Here is a 2,450-nt window from a genome sequence, read left to right as displayed (position 1 = left end):
GCCTGGTAAAGTTGATGGAGCCTGATGGCGTTACCTCGGTCTTCTTCAGCAATGGTGGCTCGGACGCGGTGGAAGGTGCACTCAAGTTGGCCCGCCAATATTGGAAACTAAAGGGTCAGGGCGACCGGACTAAATACATCTCGCTGCGCATGGGATACCACGGCGTGCACTTTGGCGGCATGAGCGTGAACGGCAACACCAACTTCCGCCGCAATTACGAGCCCCTGCTGCCCGGCTGCTTCCACGTCGATACGCCTTGGGTTTACCGCAATCCCTATACCGAAAACCCTGAGCGCCTGGCCGAGATATGTGCCGAGCAACTAGACCGCGAGATCAGCTTCCAAGGCTCTGACACCGTAGCCGCATTCATTGCAGAACCTGTACAGGGCTCTGGCGGCGTCATCGTGCCGCCCGCCAACTACTGGCCATTGATCCGCAAGGTGTGTGACAAGCATGGCGTGCTGCTGATTGCCGACGAAGTGGTGACCGGCTTTGGCCGCACCGGCCATATGTTTGGCACACGCCTGTGGGGCGTCAAGGCCGATATGTGGTGCCTAGCCAAGGGCATTTCCTCCGGCTACGTACCCCTGGGTGCAACCGCCATTTCCGCCAACGTCGCAGAGGTGTTCCAGCAAGGCGATGCCTCCCTGGGCTCTGTTACCCATGGCTACACCTACAGCGGCCACCCCATTGCCGCCGCTGCGGCACTCGCCACCCTGGACGCGTTGGAAAAAGAAGATGTGGTGGGCAATGCTGCCCGCCAAGGCGACTACCTGATGCAGCGCCTGAAAGACCTGGGCCAGCGCAATCGCCTGATTGGCGATGTGCGCGGCGTGGGCCTGATGGTCTGCCTTGAAATGGTGGCTGACAAAGCTACCAAGGCCAGCTTTGCACGCGGTGCCAAGGAAGTCACTGAGGTCGCCCGCGAAGCCTACCGACTAGGCGCCATGGTGCGCACCTCCGGCCCCAACATCATTCTGTCGCCCGCACTCACTATTTCGCGCAGCGAGATCGACGTGCTGTGCGATGCGCTGGAAGGCGCATTCAAAAAGGTCGCACCATGATCCAACTAAACCCCATCGCCGTACACGAGATGCTGGTACACGAGCAAACCTTGTTCGCCGAAAAGCATCCGCAATCCAAGGCCAACTTCCAAGCGGGTCAAGCACACTACCTGTACGGCGCGCCATCGCACTGGATGCGCCGCTGGTCGGGTGGCTTCCCGCTGGTGGCCCAATCCGCCCAAGGTACGCACTTGCGGTGTGTAGACGGACAAGATTATGTGGACTTCTGCCTGGGCGACACCGGCGGCATGTGCGGCCATGGCCACCCCGCGGTGACCGAAGGCGTGGCAGCGCAGCTGTCCCGTGGTGCCACGCTGATGCTGCCCACCGAAGACGCACAGTGGGTAGGCCAGGAGCTGACACGCAGGTTCAGCCTGCCGTACTGGGGCTTCACCACCTCGGCCAGCGATGCCAACCGGGCGGCCATCCGCATCGCCCGCATGGTCACGGGCCGAGAGAAAGTGCTGGTCTTCAACGGCTGCTACCACGGTTCGGTGGAAGAGGCCCACGTTGCCCTCGGCGACCAGGGCGAGATGGTGATGCGCAACGGCATCCATGCCAACGCGGTAGACCATGCACGCGTCTCCAAGGTGGTGGAGTTCAACGACATAGCCGCCCTGCAGGCCGCCCTGGCCGATGGCGACGTAGCCTGCGTGTTGACCGAGCCCTTCATGACCAACTACGGCATGTTCGCCCCCAAACCCGGCTTTCTGGACGCGCTGCGCGCCGCCTGCACCGCAACCGGCACCTTGCTGATCATTGACGAGACGCACACTTTCTCCAACGGCCCCGGCGGTTGTACCGGTGCCCAAGGCCTGCAGCCCGACTTCTTCGTGGTCGGCAAGGCCGTAGGCGGCGGCATACCTGTAGGCCTGTACGGCGTGAGCCAGGCCGTGGCCGAGCGCATGTGGCAGGTCGTCCCCAAGGTCAACCCCACCGAGGTACGGCAAAGCGCCCACCTGGGCTTTGGCGGCACCTTGGCCGGCAGCGCCCTGCAGGTGGCCGCGGTACGCGCCGTGCTGACCCATGTGCTGACCGACGAAGCCTTTGGCCGCATGGTGGCCCTCGCCGCCCTGCTGGCCGAACGCACCCGTTCTGTCATAGAGCGCCATAAATTACCCTGGTTTGTGGCCCTGATGGGTGCGCGCATGGAGACGCTGTACCACCCCGACGAGCCCTTTGATGCCACCGATGTGAAGAACGGACGTGACGGTGTGCTGGAGTCACTGCTGCACGTGTACTTCATGAACCGGGGCGTGCTGATCACCCCGTTCCACAGCATGCTGCTGATGTGCCCCGCCTCTACCGAAGGCGACTGCGAACGCTATCTGCAGGTGCTGGAAGGCTTCTGCACCGCGCTGATTGCCCGCTGCGAGGCGCGTTGAT

2 protein-coding genes are annotated in these 2,450 nt (G+C 62.9%); both read left to right on the top strand.

Going from position 1 to position 2,450, the window contains the following annotated elements:
* A partial coding sequence (locus tag ABI213_RS11210; protein WP_348027093.1) for an aminotransferase class III-fold pyridoxal phosphate-dependent enzyme occupies positions 1–1,064 on the top strand: 1,064 nt, incomplete at its 5' end.
* Positions 1,061–2,449 carry a transaminase gene (locus ABI213_RS11205; RefSeq protein WP_348014669.1) on the top strand — a complete coding sequence of 463 codons (1,389 nt, stop codon included), beginning with the start codon at positions 1,061–1,063 and terminating at the stop codon, positions 2,447–2,449. The genes ABI213_RS11210 and ABI213_RS11205, both read left to right, overlap by 4 nt.
* Position 2,450 lies beyond the last annotated feature (1 nt).

The sequence above is a fragment of the Rhodoferax sp. genome (genome assembly GCF_039922535.1).
Classification (GTDB): Bacteria; Pseudomonadota; Gammaproteobacteria; order Burkholderiales; family Burkholderiaceae_C; genus Rhodoferax_B.
The sequence above is the reverse complement of the archived record's forward strand: the minus strand, read 5'-3'. Positions and strand labels throughout refer to the sequence as shown.

Bases quoted from the DNA above. Each gene is read 5' to 3' on its own strand.
- ABI213_RS11205 (WP_348014669.1), top strand. From the start codon at position 1,061: ATGATCCAACTAAACCCCATCGCCGTACACGAGATGCTGGTACACGAG.